Origin of the sequence: Pseudalkalibacillus decolorationis (assembly GCF_024609785.1) — a bacterium.
GTDB classification, from domain to species: domain Bacteria; phylum Bacillota; class Bacilli; order Bacillales; family Fictibacillaceae; genus Pseudalkalibacillus; species Pseudalkalibacillus decolorationis.
The window spans coordinates 193,248-212,290 of record NZ_JANHJQ010000007.1 but is presented as its reverse complement, the minus strand read 5'-3'; the positions used below and the strand labels follow the sequence as shown (position 1 = coordinate 212,290).

Sequence of the window (19,043 nt, the reverse complement as noted above, 5' to 3'; positions counted from 1 at the left end):
TCCCGTATATAAGTTTTCGGGGCTCCATCCCTTCAGCCATTTGGTTTTCGGCCCACTGTCTTGCTGTCTACGCTTAAAGATAGGAGTTACCTCCAACCCTCCAAGACTCGCTACAGGTGAATGGCTAGTTCTTACCTGATGGGGTTCCCACCCATTATGGAATATCACCTATGCTCGGACGCTCTATACTTTCTTAACGTGTAAAAAAGTTACCTTCAATTGTTAGTCTTGGGAATACTACGAGTCTAAATTTGTTATTATTTTCAAGAAAGGAGATGGAGCATTTTATGAAAGTCGAGGTAAAAGAACATAATGAGAAATGGGAGCGAATGTTCAGAGAAGAAGCTCAACGTATCAAAGATATTTTTGGGAATGAATTAATTGATATTTACCATATTGGCAGCACTTCTGTCAGAGGTTTAAAAGCAAAACCCATTATTGATATTATGCCGGTCGTAAAACATATTGAAAAGATCGATTCGTTAAATAAGCAAATGACGGAAATTGGCTACGAGCCTTTGGGTGAGTTCGGCATAAAAGGAAGAAGGTATTTCAGAAAGGGTGGAGATAATAGAACCCATCAAGTACATATATTCCAGGTGGATAACAAGGAAGATATTAACCGTCATTTAGCAGTAAGAGACTATCTCAGAACCCATTCTAACGACGCTAAACGATATGGAGATTTAAAAGAGAACCTAGCTAAACAGTTCCCAAATAACATCGAATCTTATGTGAACGGTAAAGATGCATTTGTTAAGGAACTAGAGAAAAAGGCAATCCATTGGTATAAAGATTGATAAAATGATTAGGTATTACCTTTACTGGAATCCCACCTTCCCTGAAAACCAATTTAAGCATTTACTTTCCAATAGTAAAACTCCTTCAAGTTGTTATTCTTGACCTGAAGATAACCATGTCGTTACAATCGAATGATGCATGATATAAAGACAGGGGATGCTTAAGGATGCCAGATAACAACGATAAAATACAGTCCTCCTCAATTCGGACTCCGAACATATTATTAATAGTCGGTATTGTTATAATAGCGGCAAATCTACGTCCGGCTATCACATCTGTGGGACCTTTAATTGGAGAGATCCGCACAGATCTGAATCTATCGAATGGGCAAGCCGGTATCATTACAACACTCCCGCTCATCGGATTTGCTGTGCTGTCCATTCTTGCTCCTAGACTTGGCAGACGGTTTGGGAATACTTTCGTAATGTTTTCTGGACTAATTGTATTGACGATTGGAATCTTGATTCGTTCGATCCCATCGATAGCGATGTTATATATCGGGACAGCTGTTCTTGGACTGGCGATTGCCGTATGTAATGTGTTATTGCCAGGACTGATCAAGCAAAAGTTCCCAACAAGAGTCGGAATGATGACCGGAATATATTCGACGGCTATGGGGGTATTTGCAGCGATTGCCTCTGGAATTAGTGTCCCCCTTGCAAAAGGTTTTAACATGAGTTGGTCGGGTTCACTCGCAGTTTGGGCGGCATTGGCGGTAATTGCTGCCATCCTCTGGCTGCCGCAAATCCGTCAATATCGGAATAAAAATGGGGGGACAAAAATTGAGTTAGGTGGATTGTGGCGCTCTCCGCTTGCCTGGCAAGTAACCTTGTTTTTGGGGTTCACATCGCTCGCTTTCTATATTACTGTGGCTTGGCTTCCCGAAATTCTCATTGACCGAGGCTTGTCGGTTACAGCCGCTGGATGGATGCTATCGCTTGCACAGCTTGCGGGTCTCCCGGCATCTTTTACAATTCCGATGCTTGCAGATCGTTATTCGGACCAAAGGATGTTCATTGTGATCATCACGATTCTTTATATTTTCGGTTTAGCAGGTTTATTTCTGGAATCAACGACTTGGGTTGCATTGTCAGTAATATGTATCGGTCTCAGTCAAGGAGCCAGCTTCAGTTTAGCGCTAACCTTAATTGGCTTAAGGGCTAGAAATCCAGAACAAGTGTCAGAACTGTCGGGTATGGCTCAATCGTTTGGATATTCACTAGCAGCTGTTGGACCGATGTTATTCGGATACCTCCGCGACTTTACTCATTCTTGGACTCTTCCGCTCATCCTGCTGATCGGATCTGTCCTCTGTCTGTTCCTGGCCGGGCTCGGGGCTGGAAGAAATTTATACGTCACATCGGATGCAGAAAGAACAAGATCGACCACAAAATGAAGACTTCGTTTTATACATCAGTATTGTTGTGATGAATTCATAATGGGAGGTAAATAATTATGGAACAAATCCGTATTGGTTTAATTGGAATCGGGCGTCTAGGGACAGCATTGATGAAGCATTGGTGCGATCAACGCGTACCGGTTGGGATTTACCACCCAGACGCTTCAAAGGCTAAAAACTTCATTATCAGCTATCCGAACGGCTATCTCATAAAGAAAGAGGAAATACATGAAATGCATGCATTTGTCTTGGCGCTTCCAGCTAATCAGATTGTTCCTTTTCTTTCTGAGTGCATGGCGCAAAAGGTTCCGATTCAAAATACCTGCTTCATTAACATGGCAACGGCGCTAAATACACAAGACGTCTGTGCTCAATTTACGGACTTGAACATTGTTGGTCTGAAGTTCCTGGGCCATTCCACTGACTTGCTTGAACATGGAAATGGACTTTTCATAACTGAGCAGCCGATACGTGAGGAGATACGTAACTACATCCAAGTACTTGGTGAGGTTAAACAGGATCGTGAAGAGGTTGTGGGAAAAGTCAACGAGCTAGCAACTTATTTAGCTATCAATGCTGCGATCGATTTGGAAGATGAATTTGAAAACAATAACTTTCCTCTAGAATATAAAAAAAGAGCGATGACATCTCTGTTCCCAGAGGTCATACGGTCTTATAGCAAAGGCAATCTCGGTCATTTTGGGAAAGAAATCGAAAAAGAGTTGAAGAACAAGGGGACTACAAATCAAAATTAATACATGCTGTCCCCAGTAATTTCCTAATGATCTTCACAAAACGAATACATAAACTACCCTGGCATTTCTCAGATCTTACCTTTCGTTTTGTCGTATACCTGGTCATTTAGGACTCCTACAAACATACTTTTTTATAATCCTGTTGTTTCATCACATCAGCCATTACTCTTTTCTAATAAAAGAGATTGTATCACTCAGTCTAAAAGCTGTTCGATTGCTTTCGTCACTTCAAATGGTCCATTGTCTTTATTGGAAGGCACGACTAGCTTTACGTCCAGTTCTGGATAAACAGATGAATGAAAGCTTACACCTGGGTCATAGCCCATCACATGGTACTTGAAAATGTGACCGTCCTTTTTGTTGATCCATATCCCATAACCATAGTACACTTGACCTTTGACATTAATATGAGGTTCCAACAGGAGATTCGTATATGTTTCATTTAACAGCTTATGTTCAAGCAATCCTTCCCACAACTTCATCATTTCTGGTGCTGTAATGAATGCACCACCATCAGCCCCGCCCTTTATTGGGATTGAAAATGCGTTCGTTCTCCACGTTCCATCTTCTTTATTTTCTATATATCCTTGAGCCGTATTTTTCGGAAGTTGATCCAAAGAAAAGTACCCTGAATCACGCATACCGCATCGGTCAAATACTTCCGATTCAATATAATCTGTAAAACTCTTTCCCGTTTGTTGTTCAATAATTAATCCTAATACGATGAACCCCGCATTGTTGTAATGAAATCTTTCACCTGGTTTAAACTTCATGTGATTATTTTGGAACATCGGTAAGAAATCTTCTAAATTGTTTAATAGATACGTAGGTTGTTCCTTCCAAAGCTCCTCAAAATCATCCATTTCCTCCTCATCAAAATAATCGGGTATACCGGAGCTGTGTGTCAAAAGGTGATGGATGGTGATCGTTTCGTCAAAGTACGGAAACTCTATATCTAAACAGTCTTTTATACGAGTATGAAAAGAGAGAACCCCTTTTTCAACCAGCTGACAAATACCAATGGCGGTAAACAATTTACAACCAGATGCAATTCCAAACCTTGTATTTACGGTGTTTGGCAGCTCTTCAGCCCTGTTGGAATAACCATAAGCCGATTCAAAGAACACTTCATTCCCTTTTTTTATGTACACAACTCCTGATAACCCTACCTTGTCATCGATCTCGGATACAATCTTATTAATCTCACTATTATTTTCTAGCATGCAGCCACCCCTCTAGCTTCTCAATTAGATTATTTACTATCAATACTAGGTGATTACAAGTTCTTTATAAATAGAAAAAATGGTTGATAATCAAAATCACCATAAAGAAAACTTGGCTAGCGCCAAGCCTTAGCGCAGGCGATCGCCTTAGTTGCGCTTATACTATAGAAAGTATTTTTATACTTTCTTAACGTATAGGAAAACACTGATCACCTTAAGATGACCAGTGCTCTATGGTCTATATTTTAGAATAGACGATTTTTTTGATGGTTTCTGTTGAAAGAAAATAGACATCAGCTAATTGATCAATAGTTTTACCGTTGTTAAAGTTGTTCTTAATATGAGTATTCCTATCAACAATTTTCTGTCTTCCACCCGATCGTGTACCCCATTTTTGATAATTACTTTTGCTTTTAGGAACATATATCGTTTCACCTTGAACGTACTTTTGAAGTTCTATAAGCAGTTCTTCAGGCAATATAGTACTTGCTTTAACATAACTCATTTATGCCAGCCCCTTATTAAAATTTCCTAATAAAAATAAGGTGCAAAGCCAACATATCAGAAATGATTACTTAGGCGATATTATTTACCACCTCATACAAAGTATCGCCTCCAATACTAGGCTTTGCATGAGGTATTACAGATTTGGCAAATGTCATCTTTTCCAACCCCCATCTTTTTGAAAAGTCTAACTAATTATATTATAATTTAAGTAATAAAACCTTCTTTTCATATTCATTCAAGCACCATTTGTACTTTGAAAGTATTATTTCATCAATAATATCATTTTGTCGGTTAGTTTCTTTAAAACCACACTTTTTATAAAAATTTAGAAGTTCAGCAAAAGGGATACAATAAACATTAGGTTCCTTAAATTGCTTAGTTTCTTCGACTAAAAAATTTACTACATCATAAGCTAAATTTTTTCCTCGAAAAGCTGGTAAGACGTAAATACCACCTATTTCAATATTATTCTCATCAATCTTAACTATTCGTCCTACCCCAGCATATTCGCCCTCATATGTTACAATCGCTACTTTATCCCGCTCCAAATTACTTAGAACAAACCCTATTGTAGCATATTGTTCATTTACCCATTTGAGTTCATTTTTAGTTACTAATTTTATTCCCATTTCTTTTCCCTCCTACGCAGCGCAACAGCAAGCTTTTCTTTATCTAATTTAGGTCTACTATGGATCAGTTTAGTGATCTTGATTTGATTCTTGTTTATGATTCTATATACCAAGGGGTCGCAGGTCTTGTTGCTGGGTATCCATGTTGTTCCCTATACCTTTTTCTCTCGGATGTAAAGTCAAACCAGCTTTTATCACTATCCGGATGGTTAGCGTAATAAACAATACACCGGAATGAATCTTCTACACATGGATCTGTCCAGAATCCTTTTTGCTGTTCAAAGCGGTTAACTAAGTCAGCTTCTTCGTTTTTTATTTCATCAAGTGAATAAAAGCCTAAACCGACGACATGTTCAGCGATTTTTGGGCCGATTGAAGGCACCGACTGGAATTGAGCTAGACCGCGCAAGTATTTTGCCCGTTCATAAGTGGTTTTTAGAATTTCGGACAATTGTACTAGATCCATTTGAGCAATTTCCCTTAATTTTACTTTATTTTTTCGTAGATTCGTTCGTTCCTCTGTTGTTAAAGGAAGTTTTGGAGATATGTTTTTCATTCAACTCAACCTCGCAATCCTACATGTTCGAAATGACTTTCACAAATGTTCCCTTATTTGATTTTTGATAAGCAGCTTCACCCATCCTTTTTACCTTTTCTGATACCATCGATGTTTTGACCAACTCACTTTTATAAAGAATGGATGGATCGATTAAGCGTATTTTGTTTTTACGGTGTATATCAAATTGATCGTTGTCTTCTTTCACTTTCACGTTTGGATGGATTTTGTTTAACAGGTCTACAATCTCATTATCGCCAGAACCTTTAAGAATGGAAATTACTTGTTCATCATCGCCAAGTAAGTCAGTGAGATTAATGATTTGTTTATCTATCGCAAGCTTTAATGTTTTCGCCAGCATATCGTATCCATAAATGTTCAGTGGGGCTATGAAGAAATCGATGACCTCTTTATAGTACGTTTCGACGAACCACTCTGCTGTTTCAATACTTCCCATATACATCTTTCCATTAATAACGGTTAAATCCTCTAGGAAGTTTCCGACTTCCTCTTTTGTGATCTGGTCGTATGTATGCATGTCAGCGCAACGTATAATCAACTCGGTCTGCACATAACTCCGGTGCTGGTTGCTCCAGAAGTGTCCATTTTGATTCATTAAAAAGGATATCCTTATAGTCGTAGCCATGTTTTTTTAGAATACAGGGTATCTCTGAATCTATTATGACTTTTTGATAGATTTTCTCGTGATAGTCTTCCTCTTTATTTTCCAAAACAAAATCAATGACATGGGAGAACGCAGTGTGCGAAACGTCGTGAAGTAATCCTGCAATCTGTTCCTCAATTGACCCGCCAAGTTTCTTAATCAGCAGCATGACACCAACCGAATGTTCATACCTTGTCACGTTCCATTCCTCATTGACTAAATAGCTCGCTCCACCTTGGTGTATTCCTTTCAGCTTCTGTACAGGCTTACTCATGATCAGCTCTGCCAGAACGTGATCCACATTATAATCTCCATAAATAATATCTGAAACGATCAAGTCAGATCCTCCTTTTTAATGTCTATTATTTTGACATACGATTGATTGCATTTTACTTTTTTCTCGAGAGTTTTCATTAGTCCGAATCCCACTGCCCCCATTAATCCATAAATCAACCAAGGGAGATAGGATCCGCCATATTGACCCATTAGCCAGGTCCCAAGATAGTTCCCTAGCGTGCCGCCGATTGCAAACGAGATTCCAAAAACACCATAAAATGCTCCGACATCTTCGTAGGAACTGTATTCCGCAATGGCAAGGTCCGCCCCTGGCAAGCCTAGCGTTTCCCCTATTGTAAATACCAGTACACAGAAAATCACCCAAAAAACAGATGAATTGAAGGCGATCAAAATCAGCCCGCTCCCCATTATGAGCATTCCATATTTAACAAGCTGATTCGATTTCCCTTTGTTAAATAAGCGTCTCAGAAAGAACATGAGGACAAAGGCGAAAAGTCCGTTTGAAATGATGACGCCGCTGACGAGCTCAGAGCTTTCGCTAACCCGATACATCTCTAATGGCAAGGAAACTGTGAGCTGTGCGTACATTATCCAAAAGAAAATCATTGCAATGGAGAATAATCGGAATTCTTTATGTTTCAATACATTTCGATAGCTATCTCGGAAGCTTGATGAATGTTTTCCTTTCGGGAACTTTCTTATAAGAAACAGTAACACAATCGATACGACGGTAAAAAGTATGGTGCCGAACAGCATCGGCAATGAGGCGGAATATTGAACCGAAAGCCCACCTGCCAATGCACCAAGAACAGCTCCTGCATTCAGCGCTTGGTTAAAATATGTAAAGGCTTTTTTCCGAGATTCATCCTGGAGATTTCCAAATATCGATTTGATAGATGGCTCATAAAGTGCCGCTCCTCCCCCGATCAAAATGGCTGCACCAATCATTTCTTGGAACGAAGCAAAAGAATAAACACAGAAAAATCCTACTGAGCTAGATATACAGCCTAATACAAGCATTGTGCTATATCCAATCCGGTCTCCAACGACGCCTGAAATAAGCGGGAGGATTTGGTTTACGAGCAAAGCGATAGTCAGGATCGTACCTGTTTGCCAAGGCTCAAAATCCAAAGTATGTGTCAAATACACCGTTAAAAACGTAAACACCAAAAATCGGCCAAAATTAATGAAAAATGTAGCCGCAACAAGTAGCTTTGCAAAGAACGGAAATGGTATTGGATCGCGAACCAAAAGAATCACCCTTTCTGTGTAACCATCTATTTATTTTAATGGTTACTAATGTTGTGATATAATCTTAGCAGGATACATACCGATTAGCAAGCTACAAGGAGTGGTAGTTATGAGTACTGAAACGAATCCCCCAGCACCAGGGAATCTTGAGATTGTACGAGGCTTTCTGAACACCTGGCAAATTCCGAACTCCACACGAAAAGAAACCGATCATCTAACAGCAAAGTCTGATCTAATCGCCTTTACTCAAAAGTTTATGGCCGGATATAAAATTACAGAAATTGAAGACTTGGAACAGGTTACTCGTTTACGTTCTGATCTAAGGGAATCGATAACAACAAAGGATATGCATAAAATCAACAAGTGGCTCGATACGTATCCCTTTCGAATTGAACTCTCTACATCGGGAGAAAAAGGCACACCAAAAGTCAGCTATAAATCCAACAACTCATTCTGCAGCCTGATCTTGGTTATGGCTTTGGATTCTGTAGTGGAAGGAAGCTGGGAGAGGCTGAAGGCTTGCCCAGATTGTCAGTGGGTATTTTATGACCACTCCAGAAACAAGAGTAAAGTCTGGTGCGGTATGTACGCAAAGAGTAAGGATGGAAGAGCATGCGGGACGATCGCGAAGGTGAATCGTTGGCGGGAAAAGCAGAAAGGTAAAACGACTTGAAATATTCAAAAGAGACGGGCTCTTGCTTATATCATGTCTCTTTTAAAAGTTCTACTTCGAGTGACTATTTTTAATTTAACATCAAAGGTTGTATTTAAAAGTTGTGTATAGGGAATAATGCCATGTGGAACTACGGAGTTTAGGAGGAATATAATGACTGAACCACACATATTAGGAAAACCACTTGCGGAATGGACAACAAAATTTCCTCTCTTGAATCAATTAATGAATTTTGAACCTGTTTTCTGGGTTAATCCAGAACAAAAGCGATTTAATGATCTTCCGCCTTTATCAATTTCTTGGAAGGATATCCTGAATGCTGCTGACCGTTGGGAGCGATTTTCCCCATTTTTGGCAATCACCTTTCCGGAAACACAAGGAACGGACGGCATCATTGAGTCTCCCCTGAGAAAAATTCCGGATATGGCTTCTGCGATCGAAGGACATTACAGTAAAAACTTTAGCGGCGATCTTTATTTAAAATGCGATAATGATCTGCCCATAACCGGTTCTATCAAAGCGCGGGGCGGCATTTATGAAGTATTAAAATATGCGGAAACTTTGGCTATGAAGAAGGGTTTATTGACTGAAGACGATGATTACAAAAAATTTGCAGAACCTGGATTCAGAGAATTTTTCAGTCAATATTCCATCGGTGTTGGATCAACAGGAAACCTGGCATTAAGTATTGGTACGATCAGCGCCAAGCTCGGCTTTTCTGTAAGTGTGCACATGTCGGCTGACGCCAAGCAATGGAAAAAAGACCTGCTTAGAAGCAAAGGTGTCAATGTGTTTGAATATAAAGGTGATTTCAGCGAAGCCATTTCAGAGGGCCGTCAATTAACAATTGAAGATCCTAAAGGGTATTTTGTTGATGATGAAAGTTCTAAAGACTTGTTTTTAGGGTACAGCGTCGCGGCATTGAGATTGAAAAACCAATTGGACGAAGATGGGGTTGTCGTTGATAAGGATCATCCGTTGTTTGTATACCTGCCATGCGGTGTTGGTGGCTCACCTGGCGGCATTACATTTGGGCTCAAGCATATCTTCAATGATAACGTCCACTGCTTTTTTGTAGAACCAACCCACTCGCCATCCGTTTTAATTGGTTTGCTGACAGGCGAGCACGACAAGGTAGCTGTTCAGGACTTTGGAATTGACAACAAAACGGAAGCTGATGGTTTAGCCGTCGGGCGTCCCTCCAATTTTGCAACAAATATTTCCCAGCATTTGATTAGTGGGATCTACACCATTGAGGATGATGAATTATTTAAACTCCTCACTTTACTGACAAATTCAGAAAACATTCAAGTTGAACCCTCGGCCACTTCTGGATTATTAGGCCCTGTGAAGCTAAACCAATCAGATTATCTGAAGGAACAGAATTTAGTCGACAATATGGATCAATCCACCCATATTGTCTGGTCAACGGGAGGGTCACTGGTACCGCAAAGTGATATGAACCAATTTTACCAAAAAGGGCAGAACCTTTTAGATCAATAACCACGGCGGCCGAACAGGTTACTCATTGCATTTTAAAGGATGATGCTTCACAAATTCATCCATATTAACAAAACCTCCTTATTTGTAGGAGGTTTTTTAATGCCAGCCGCTATTCTCCCCACTTGTTGTTATATCTTAATTTCTTTAATGATTGCCTTTTTTCCCATTTTGCAGTTTCTAAAATTGGGGCTTTAGGATAAGTATCTGTGTATCCAATTGAAATTAGCGCAACTGGATCGATATGAAGAGGTATTTCTAAAATGTCCTGAACATCAGACTTTTTATAAAAACTAACCCACCCCATAGCTAATCCTTCAGCACATGATGCCAACCACATGTTCTGAATTGCACAAGCTGTTGACATGATATCTGTTTCTGGAATCGAGTTACGTCCCAGTACATGTGATCCCCCTCTTGATGGATCACATGTTACACAGATTGTTAAAGGAGCTTCTTTTATTCCTTCAACTTTAAGGTTCAAAAACTTTGTTGATCGATCGTCATCTTCATAATGTATAGCGAGTGCTCTTCGTTCCTTTTCAGCTGCCCAAGCTAATTGTTCCTTTATTTCATCAGATTCAACTAAAATAAAATTCCATGGTTGCATGAACCCGACTGATGGCGCATTATGAGCAGCTTCTAATACGCGATCTACTGCATCTTTTGGTACTGGGTCAGGTAAAAAGCTTCTTATGTCCCTTCTAGTTGAAATAACTTTATAAATTGCTTCTCTTTCTTCATTAGAAAACATAGGGAAACAACACCGCCGATCTATTTTTACTTATAGTTGTACATAAAGAAGAAATGTGTTGATTAAGATTTTTCTTTATTAAACTTACCTATCTAATTCATGATGTGCTATCCATTAAAATATTCACTTTACTCCATCATAGACTAGAACGAACATTATCTCTAGAAACAAGGTTAAAGTATTTCAGAATTATTATATAAAGAAAACTTGGCTAGCGCCAAGCCTTAGCGCTGGCGATCGCCTTAGTTGCACTTATACTATAGAAAGTATTTTTATACTTTCTTAACGTATTATAAAAAATATCAATTTAGACGTTTAGTAGACTGTAGCCCGGGTAATTCAAATAATATAGAAAAGATATGGTGGCCACGAACTAGCTTTTCTAAATATTCTTGGAGGTGAAGTAGGAATGGCAAACAAAACGTACAAAACAGGCGAGAAGGCACAAGAAAGTGGAACCTACAAGGTAGATAGTCTGGTTAACGAAAACTCTTCCAAACAAGAGAATACTGAAGTGAAAATGGAAGAAGGCGAACAATTTCCCCCTTCTCCATCAAGTAATGAAGCAGCTAATTGGGTAAAAGTATCTTAAAACTGTAGTATAGCCCTCTTGAAGTCTTTATCTTCAAGGGGGCTTTTTAACGTATTGGAAGCGAGTTCGTATAGCAAGTTTTTAAATCACTTATCGATATCACCTTTCTTTCATCTCAACCTCAGCCTTGAAAAACATAAGTCAATTAAAGTTTATCTTCTGCTAAATACAAAACGCTTCTCTAAGGAATCCAATTAGGATTTAATAGGTAACTCAAGAATATGTTGTTCTCCTATTTTCCCCATTTTAGTTTTGCCTTCATCCTTAAAACCCGCTTTTTTGTATAGCTGGTAGGCCGCTTGGTTCTTTTTATTTACCGCAAGAACGACCTTAGTTACGTTTGGAAAATTCCCCTTAACAAACATCGACAACAGCATTAAGCCTTTCTTATAGTTTCTTCATTATTAATTAACGTTCCGGTGTGCTCACCCATACAAATTTTCTTCATTACTCCTTGCTTGTCAAAATTAAATATATGGACGGGTAATTTATAATCACGAGCCAGCAGTAAAGCTGATTGATCCATCACTTTAATATTGTTCGTTACGACATCGTTGTAATTCAAGTTACTATACATTTTTGCTTCTTTATCAAGTTTGGGATCACTTGTGAAAACTCCATCTACGCCCTGTTTAGCAACTAGGATAGCATCACTGTTCGTTTCAATTGCACGTTGGACACTTGGATAATCAGTCGTTACAAATGGCTGCCCATTTCCGCCCCCGAAAATAACAATGTAGCCTTTTTCCAGATGATGCACAGCACGTAATTGAATATAAGGTTCTGCTACAGCTGACACTGGAATAGCTGACATAACGCGTACTTCTTTATCTGTTTTACTTTTCAAAACACCCCTTAACATGAGGCTATTGATAATTGTCCCCAACGTACCAATGTTGTCGGCTTCCACTCTGTCAATACCCCACGTAGCCGCAAGGTTCCCTCTAAAAATATTTCCACCACCTACTACCAGAGAGACCTCTATTCCCGAATCAACAATCGTTAAAATTTCATTCGCAATGTGCTCTAGATTATCGGTACCAAAATTACTTCCATCTATACCGCCTAGAGCACCTCCGCTAAGTTTAATCAAAACCCGTTTGTAATGAGTCATAATTATCTCCCCCTGTATAAAGTCATAAAAAAAGAACTAAAGATAAAATATCCTTAGTCCTTGTAAAAGAAATTGGGAAGAAATATGAGTGGTTCATGAAATGTTTTGACGTACGATTAACTAACCTCATATTTTTCCCCTCTCTTTCCTATTCAATATTAATAATCCTCAGAATAGTTTATATAAAAAATACAATCCGGTCAACAATTAAAATCCATTGTATTTTTTTACATAGAAAGTAGATGATAAACAAGATGACTATTTACAATAATAATGGGAGGTTATCGTTATGAAATTGGCTGCACATGAACTCCATGATTTAAATGAATTAGCGATGAGTTGCGTAAATTCGGTGACCAACATGGCGTATATGTTGGAGCACGTTCAGGATCCAGAATTTAAAAGTACACTCGAGCGACATTTTCCCTTTCATGTCCGTGATTATAATATGAAAGTTGAATTCCTTAACCAAGTAGAAGGAGCAAAGACCGAACTTCCTTTGTTCAAGGAAGATGGAAAGCTTAGTGATTTCACAAAATCCCCAGTCGCCCAATATCCTTCTACTCAACCTCGTACTATGGTTGACAATTTCAATGATCAAGAAATGGCAACATCTTATTTACTCACTTTAAAACGGGCTGGACGGGAATATGCATGGGCAGCTATGGAAATGGCAAATCCCGAAATTCGTTCCTTTTTGCAGACAGCTTTCATGATGAGCTGTTCGCATGCCTATGATATGTGGCAATATATGGTTCAGAAAGGCTATTACCCATTGGAACCAGCTGACTCCGCAATGGTCAGTAAAATTGGGGCAACCTATCAAGTAATACCAGAAAATCAAGATCAGATTCAGCAATACGTAACTAAGTATGACAATCCGATCAATGGGGAAAGTGACCAATTATATCAATAATGCGTTAAAGAGGTAGTTCAAAAAGCCCGGAGGCTAACAGGAGGTTAGTCAGTTCGACGTTACCACAGGACGTGGTGGGTTTAGTCGAATTTCCTATAATAGCTGTCGTATTTTTTCGTTCCTTGGAAAAGAAATATACTTTTCCTGCGTGCGAGGCGACACCAGGTGATTACTCTGGTACTCGGTCTCTCCGGACTTGCACAGGACGGGCTGACTTCGACGTTTTTCACAGGACGTGAAGTAATTAATCGAAGTTCCATATGTACCTGCGTCTACAAGTGTATTCTACGATGAAAGCTTCCTCGGTACAACTCGTAGTAAACATGCAAGTACCACTAGTCGTTCCGGTCCTCGAGACTGTCGTGCCTCGGGCTCACACGATGTGAGTCAGTTCAACGTTGTAACAGGACGTTACGAATTTAGTTGAACTTCATATAAGACGGCTCTTTTTATCCTCCTTTTTGTACACGCATTTTAAAGAATGTTTATGAGGGCATCTGAATAGACGCCCTCTTGTATTTATTATAGACCTCAATTTGAATCGGTTATTGATATTGAGTATGCTGTGGCTGCACGTTTTGCTGCATTTGTTGACCTTGACCACCCATTCCAGCTACAAGCGGAACAAATTGTTGAATCGTTTTTCCCGTACCTTGCCCTTTTGTCATGCTATAGTAAGCAGCAACACCAATTCCTGCAGACGCGACTAATGGTAACCACATTTGTTGTTTTTGTTGCATCACTCTCACCACCTTATTGAATTGAAGTCTTGTTTAATTTTTGATATTAAAGATGAATTCATGTTAGTGAATCGTTTCCACTTTTTAAAAGGGTATTCCCAGAAAAAAAAGCTCGAGAAATGGGAGTGATCGGTATGTTTTACCCCATTATTTTTTACCTTTATTAATTGATTTATTAAGAAATTGATTAAAAACTTTTAAAAGATATTGATTTTCTTCTTCCCATTTCTTTTTTTCTGTTCTTATCGTGATTCTGCTTGGAATCTTAATGTACAAGGCTTTGATCCAAAAGAAACTACCCCTTTCGATCATATAACTGGACAAACGGATGTTGAATTCCATGAGGAACAAGAGGTACGGGAGGGAGAGGACGATCAAGGTGATGATAAAGAAAAAAATCGCAAGAACAAAACAAACCCCTCATCCTAAAGACTGGTAGGGGTTCATTTTATTTTTATTGCTCTTTATTTTTAAACCAGTTTCGTGGATTGAGCTGTTTTCGATAACGGCGTACGACCTCTTTTCCAAGTAAAATGCCACCGATCCAGAACGCTATCTCTGCTATGACCGCAAGTCCTGATGAGATAATGATTTTGGTTTTCACCTCAACTGGCAGAAATGGTACAGCCAAGATCAATCCCCATGCTACCAAAGAAAAAATAAGAAGACCGATTCCTAGTTTCCTACTCTTTGGCTTCTCTGTTACTACCGTCTCTTCTGTTGTATTCTGTTCATCCATTAGCACCCGAACCTTTTTCTTCCTATTATAACAGGTGTGTCTTTATCCGGATATATAGTTTTAAATATGCCCTCCCCCACCATTCTAAAGAAAGCTGTCCAATCATAAAATGTACAAACTGTTCTATAGGAGGGGTAGGATGCTCTCGAAAGCTGCGGATCATGTGTCTAATGGTGTTCGTCGTTATCTCCCGGATGCGTTTGTAATTGCAGTCTTGATGACTATTTTTGTGTTAGTTGTAGCAATTCTAATGAACCTAGATGAGCCAGGTAAAATCGTGAAAGCCTATGGAGATGGGTTTTGGACGTACCTTGCTTTTACAATGCAAATGGTGCTTTTACTGATGACTGGTATGGTACTTGCGGCTGTTCCATTTATAAAAAATTTCTTGTTGAAAGTTGCATCATTTGGCAATTCCCCTACGAAAGCGTATGTATTAACTTTCTTCGTTTCATCCATTGCTTACTATATCAACTGGGGGCTTGCAGTGATTGTCGGTGCGATTGTTGCTCGGGAAATTGGTCGACGAAACAAAAATGTCCACTTTCCATTGCTCGTTGCTGCTGCCTATTCTCCAACTGTGTTATATACGGCAGGATTATCGAGCTCTATCGGTTTAACCATCGCGACAAAAGATCATTTTCTTGCTGACGTCATGGGTGTTATACCAACCTCTGATACGATTTTTCATCCTGCAACCATCACGATCTTTTTCGCACTATTACTGACGATACCTATCTTCTTGCTTTTAATGGCACCGAATAAGAACATTGTCAGTTATCAACATAACAGTGACGAACAGACTGACGAGGATTTTAAAAGGCCTTTACTAGATACTCCTGCGTTAAAATTAGAGTATTCTCATATAGTTGGAGTTCTAATTGGGACCATCGGACTTATTTATGTAGTCTATGAATTTGCACATGGACGCGATCTCGACCTGAATATTATCAACCTGCTATTTCTCTCTGCCGGTCTTTTCTTTCACCGTTCACTTGGACAGTTTGCTTCAGCTTTTAAAAAATCAGCAACATCCATTTCGCCGATTATCCTGCAATTCCCTTTTTATGCGGGAATCATTGCAGTCTTAGGAGCCTCTGGGATGGGGGCGTCGATTATCAACTGGATGTCCTCAGTTGCCACGACTGAAACATTCAATGTCTTTACTTATTGGTCAGCCGGCCTCGTCAACATTTTGGCACCATCTGGCGGAGGACAATGGGCTTTACAAGGACCGCTTCAAGTTCCTGCAGGTATGGAGTTAGGTGTCAACCCTGGTGAAATTGCAATGGCAGTTGGTTGGGGAGATGCTTGGACGAACCTGATTCAACCATTCTGGGCATTACCGATTCTTAGCGTGGTCGGTCTTCACATTCGGGACATTATGGGTTACTGCATTATCTTAAGCCTTTGGGTCGGTGCAATCACTAGCGTACTTATTTACTTCTTATATTAATGGTCTTTTCTTCACTAGTGTTGCATAAATAATATCGGAAGATTCAATCTATTTACTTTCATGGTTCAGAGCCAAAAAGGTAAACGCTCTAATAAAGGTGGCCCATCCATTTGGTTTTTATTTACAATTAGACATTTTGGGACAGAGACAGATTTTTTGTTAAGGTACGACTTTCCCTTTGATTTTTCGAATCCAGATGTGTGCCGGTTTCCAAAGTGCTGCTTTTAATAACCGGCTAATTTGTAGGGTTTTGCGTTTGCTTTTTGTTTCAAGTTGCGCGAGCACATGCAAACAATACACGATAAGTGCGATGAATACTTGATTATGAACGGCCCATTCGCTTTGACCATAGAACTTTTTGATATTCAAATGTTGCTTGATCCATTTGAAAAATAGTTCAATCGCCCAGCGTGATTTGTACATCTCTGAGATTTCTTCGGCACTCAAATCGAAACGGTTGGTGATGAGTTGGAGTTCATTCCCTTTTGAATCGATGACTTTTAGTAAGCGAAAGCTATTTTCAGCACGATTTTGCGTCGTGCCAATCAACACCATTTGGTCCGATAGTACATCGGAATCCTCTGGTAGTTTGAACGCTTCTATTTCGCGAATGACTGCGTTTTTACGCAGTCTTGATAGGAAAAAGTAGCCCTCATCTGTCATGCGATCGAAACGTTCATAATCCAGGTAGCCACGGTCAAAGACGTACATGCATTCTTTATCGTCTACCATGACTTCAAGCTGACTGCGATCATGTTCTTTCGCATTGGTAAGGACAGCTTTTTCAGGATACGATACGCCTTTTTCCATGAACACAAGGCGTAAATGTAACTTCACGCCAGCCTTGGTTTTACGGAATTTAGCCCATTTGTGATTCGTTAAATTAAGTGGTAATGTACTCGAATCAATGATCTTTAAAGGCATGGTGATTTTTGCATGGTTCGTTTTCCTCTGAATTTGAACGACTAAATCTAGAAATAACCGTTGAAAGATCTCTGGATTGATCGTATTGAGTCGTCGTGACAGCTGTGAAACACTAATTGAATCTAGGTTCGTACCGATTTGTAGCTGGTCATCGAAAAGACAATCGCTCAACGCGTGTAGACTTTCCGTTTCGTGCAGCTGTGCAAAAAGCAGTAACTTTAAAAATGAATCCGTCGTAAGTTTTTTCGTATAATGATCTAATTTCATCGTTTTCACGTTCTCTTCAAATAATTGAAGATTTATCGGTGAAAACCATTGTCCAAATGAAGTTTTTGGTGTAATCTTGTCCATGAGATTGGTCCTTTTTAGTGGATTTGGACGGGTTAGCACCTGACTTTTCCATTATAAAGGACTTTTTCTTTGCACAAAATTAAATAATTGAAGATTTTGAGTATTTTTATAATTAAGTTTTGTTTAATGCAACACTAGTGTCTTTTCTTATATAAAATCAGGTTAATTTAGTTGTTTGATTTTAATTATTTGGAAAAGGGGGCCACAAAAGGACTATTCAGATCCTATTTATCAGCCCCCTGAATATCGAATTGTTCTTCCTATGTTATAGGGTTAGATCTATTACGCCTATTCTTCGTCTTTATCAGCGCACTAACTTCCGTATCGTATACATAGCCTAGTTCTCTATGATTTATGACGTCTTCAGGTGTCGTCTCCCATGGAAACATGGAATCATCCAAATTATGGCCAATTGGTCCCCCACTAATAGGACGATATGTTTCTTCCGGATATATAAGTTGCCATATAGCCCAAAGACGATCTACATTCGCATGGTGTAAAAAGAATACAGGGTCGTTTGGTGCAGTAGGTATAAACTGCATATCTCCCCCAACCCATACATGGACCCGGTTGTGTAACTGCGGTCCGTCGATAAATCCTTCCAAGTAATTTCTAAAGCTGTCGGTGCTAGTCATATTCCATGGGGGACTATCATACGGAATAACTTCAATTGCATTGCGAACATCAGCTCTAGTTGGTAAAGTTGATGCCCGTTCGCTTGCTCCAAAGTTCCGTCTCAGTCCCCCGCCCGAATTTCCTTCTTCATCAACAACCGCCCATCTGCCTACTGAAAATGGACCGTCTTCAACAAGAAAGTTGTTTTCTGGGTTACCATTCCCTCCCATGAAGTCCGAGCCCCATACCGGTGATCGCGACGGATCGGATAATTCTGCATCTTCAGCCCAATCCCAATATGGAAGAACTACTCCTTCAACCTCTGACTGAAGGTCCCGTTCAAATCGATAAATAAACTCACGGTGCCATGGTAAAAATGAAGGCCCCATATGGGCGGCATTTCGGTCAGCTCCTTCTGGAGTACGAAAACTACCTGCTTCCGCGTGCCACCTCACATATCGATCATAGAGACCATTTTCTTTTATAGCCAAAACTGCATTAACAAAATCACGTTTTTCCTTATCAGTAAGATCACGTACATTTTTTCTAATGTTGTACGTTGTCGCCATTCTCTGCACACCCCATTT

At 39.5% G+C, this 19,043-nt stretch carries 19 protein-coding genes and 1 pseudogene; 8 read left to right on the top strand and 12 right to left on the bottom strand.

The window, feature by feature from the left end; genetic code table 11:
* Window positions 1-287 precede the first annotated feature (287 nt).
* From NON16_RS09000 to NON16_RS08990, 3 genes are all read left to right on the top strand, one after another.
* A complete protein-coding gene (locus NON16_RS09000; RefSeq protein WP_257348544.1) occupies window positions 288-800 on the top strand; it encodes a GrpB family protein in 513 nt (170 codons plus the stop codon).
* 167 nt (window positions 801-967) lie between these two features.
* Window positions 968-2,197: a CynX/NimT family MFS transporter gene (locus NON16_RS08995; RefSeq protein ID WP_257348543.1), complete on the top strand. Its 1,230-nt coding sequence runs from the start codon at window positions 968-970 to the stop codon at window positions 2,195-2,197.
* 59 nt (window positions 2,198-2,256) lie between these two features.
* Entirely contained in the window at window positions 2,257-2,955 is a 699-nt protein-coding gene (locus NON16_RS08990) for a Gfo/Idh/MocA family oxidoreductase (protein ID WP_257348542.1), read from the top strand.
* Between the two features lie 194 nt (window positions 2,956-3,149).
* Here NON16_RS08990 and NON16_RS08985 read toward each other — a convergent pair whose 3' ends face one another.
* The 6 genes and pseudogenes from NON16_RS08985 to NON16_RS08960 form a co-directional block, all read right to left on the bottom strand.
* On the bottom strand, window positions 3,150-4,178 hold the full coding sequence (locus tag NON16_RS08985; protein ID WP_257348541.1) for a serine hydrolase domain-containing protein: 1,029 nt from the start codon (window positions 4,176-4,178) through the stop codon (window positions 3,150-3,152).
* Between the two features lie 238 nt (window positions 4,179-4,416).
* The gene (locus NON16_RS08980; RefSeq protein WP_257348540.1) at window positions 4,417-4,683 is read right to left on the bottom strand and encodes a CD3324 family protein; all 267 of its coding nucleotides are present in this window, start codon (window positions 4,681-4,683) and stop codon (window positions 4,417-4,419) included.
* Window positions 4,684-4,882: 199 nt separating this feature from the next.
* A complete protein-coding gene (locus tag NON16_RS08975) occupies window positions 4,883-5,314 on the bottom strand; it encodes a GNAT family N-acetyltransferase (RefSeq protein WP_257348539.1) in 432 nt (143 codons plus the stop codon).
* Window positions 5,315-5,408: 94 nt separating this feature from the next.
* On the bottom strand, window positions 5,409-5,870 hold the full coding sequence (locus NON16_RS08970) for a helix-hairpin-helix domain-containing protein (RefSeq protein ID WP_257348538.1): 462 nt from the start codon (window positions 5,868-5,870) through the stop codon (window positions 5,409-5,411).
* 19 nt (window positions 5,871-5,889) lie between these two features.
* A pseudogene (locus NON16_RS08965) lies at window positions 5,890-6,871 on the bottom strand (HD domain-containing protein).
* Entirely contained in the window at window positions 6,868-8,082 is a 1,215-nt protein-coding gene (locus NON16_RS08960; RefSeq protein WP_372508772.1) for an MDR family MFS transporter, read from the bottom strand. The pseudogene NON16_RS08965 and the gene NON16_RS08960 overlap by 4 nt, the downstream one beginning before the upstream one ends.
* Window positions 8,083-8,191: 109 nt before the next feature.
* Here NON16_RS08960 and NON16_RS08955 point away from each other — a divergent pair, with 109 nt between their 5' ends.
* Window positions 8,192-8,755, top strand: coding sequence for a CGNR zinc finger domain-containing protein (locus NON16_RS08955; RefSeq protein WP_257348536.1), 564 nt, complete (start codon window positions 8,192-8,194; stop codon window positions 8,753-8,755).
* Window positions 8,756-8,908: 153 nt separating this feature from the next.
* Window positions 8,909-10,258, top strand: coding sequence for a D-serine ammonia-lyase (gene dsdA / locus NON16_RS08950; RefSeq protein WP_257348534.1), 1,350 nt, complete (start codon window positions 8,909-8,911; stop codon window positions 10,256-10,258).
* Window positions 10,259-10,367: 109 nt separating this feature from the next.
* On the opposite strand, the gene bluB is transcribed toward dsdA, so the two are convergent.
* Window positions 10,368-11,009 carry a 5,6-dimethylbenzimidazole synthase gene (gene bluB, locus NON16_RS08945; RefSeq protein ID WP_257348533.1) on the bottom strand — a complete coding sequence of 214 codons (642 nt, stop codon included), beginning with the start codon at window positions 11,007-11,009 and terminating at the stop codon, window positions 10,368-10,370.
* Window positions 11,010-11,418: 409 nt separating this feature from the next.
* Between bluB and NON16_RS08940 the strand changes: the two genes are divergently transcribed.
* The gene (locus NON16_RS08940) at window positions 11,419-11,601 is read left to right on the top strand and encodes a YjzC family protein (RefSeq protein WP_257348532.1); all 183 of its coding nucleotides are present in this window, start codon (window positions 11,419-11,421) and stop codon (window positions 11,599-11,601) included.
* Window positions 11,602-11,977: 376 nt separating this feature from the next.
* Here NON16_RS08940 and pyrH read toward each other — a convergent pair whose 3' ends face one another.
* Window positions 11,978-12,715: a UMP kinase gene (gene pyrH / locus NON16_RS08935; protein WP_257348530.1), complete on the bottom strand. Its 738-nt coding sequence runs from the start codon at window positions 12,713-12,715 to the stop codon at window positions 11,978-11,980.
* Window positions 12,716-13,004: 289 nt separating this feature from the next.
* Here pyrH and NON16_RS08930 point away from each other — a divergent pair, with 289 nt between their 5' ends.
* Window positions 13,005-13,631, top strand: coding sequence for a spore coat protein (locus NON16_RS08930; RefSeq protein ID WP_257348529.1), 627 nt, complete (start codon window positions 13,005-13,007; stop codon window positions 13,629-13,631).
* A gap of 545 nt (window positions 13,632-14,176) precedes the next feature.
* Here NON16_RS08930 and NON16_RS08925 read toward each other — a convergent pair.
* A complete protein-coding gene (locus tag NON16_RS08925; protein ID WP_257348528.1) occupies window positions 14,177-14,371 on the bottom strand; it encodes a hypothetical protein in 195 nt (64 codons plus the stop codon).
* A 454-nt stretch (window positions 14,372-14,825) separates the two neighbouring features.
* Window positions 14,826-15,110, bottom strand: coding sequence for a transporter suffix domain-containing protein (locus NON16_RS08915; protein WP_257348527.1), 285 nt, complete (start codon window positions 15,108-15,110; stop codon window positions 14,826-14,828).
* A 139-nt stretch (window positions 15,111-15,249) separates the two neighbouring features.
* Between NON16_RS08915 and NON16_RS08910 the strand changes: the two genes are divergently transcribed.
* The gene (locus NON16_RS08910) at window positions 15,250-16,566 is read left to right on the top strand and encodes a short-chain fatty acid transporter (protein ID WP_257348526.1); all 1,317 of its coding nucleotides are present in this window, start codon (window positions 15,250-15,252) and stop codon (window positions 16,564-16,566) included.
* A 159-nt stretch (window positions 16,567-16,725) separates the two neighbouring features.
* Here the strand turns inward: NON16_RS08910 and NON16_RS08905 are convergent, their stop codons facing one another.
* Together NON16_RS08905 and NON16_RS08900 are read right to left on the bottom strand one after the other, a co-directional pair.
* Entirely contained in the window at window positions 16,726-17,841 is a 1,116-nt protein-coding gene (locus NON16_RS08905; protein WP_257348525.1) for an IS4 family transposase, read from the bottom strand.
* 260 nt (window positions 17,842-18,101) lie between these two features.
* Entirely contained in the window at window positions 18,102-19,025 is a 924-nt protein-coding gene (locus NON16_RS08900; protein ID WP_257348524.1) for a tyrosinase family protein, read from the bottom strand.
* Window positions 19,026-19,043: the final 18 nt, after the last annotated feature.